This window comes from Vibrio sp. 10N.222.55.C6 (assembly GCF_041473395.1).
Taxonomy (GTDB): domain Bacteria; phylum Pseudomonadota; class Gammaproteobacteria; order Enterobacterales; family Vibrionaceae; genus Vibrio; species Vibrio crassostreae_C.
Genome location: NZ_JBFRSD010000190.1, coordinates 1 through 246 on the forward strand (window position 1 = coordinate 1; position 246 = coordinate 246).

The following is a 246-nucleotide window of genomic DNA, read 5'->3' on the forward strand; positions in this document are numbered from 1 at the left end:
ACATAGCCAAGTCGAAGGGCCGTTAGGGCAACCAGTCAATGCAGAATGGGCAATGCTAGAACCGTCGGATCAGAATCCTAAGAAAACGGCTTTAATTGAGATCGCCGCTGCCTCTGGTTTGGATTTACTTAAATCAGAACAGCGTAACCCGTTAATAGCTTCTTCATTTGGTACAGGGCAATTGATCTTAGAAGCCATTGAACAAGGTGCTGAGAGCATTATTTTAGGATTGGGTGGCAGTGCGAC

General features: G+C 45.9%; 1 protein-coding gene. It reads left to right on the forward strand.

Features of this window, described 5'->3' with window-relative positions; all coding sequences use genetic code 11:
• Positions 1 to 246, forward strand: a 246-nt coding sequence (locus AB4486_RS23185; RefSeq protein WP_372118870.1) for a glycerate kinase, incomplete at both ends; no start/stop codon positions are given.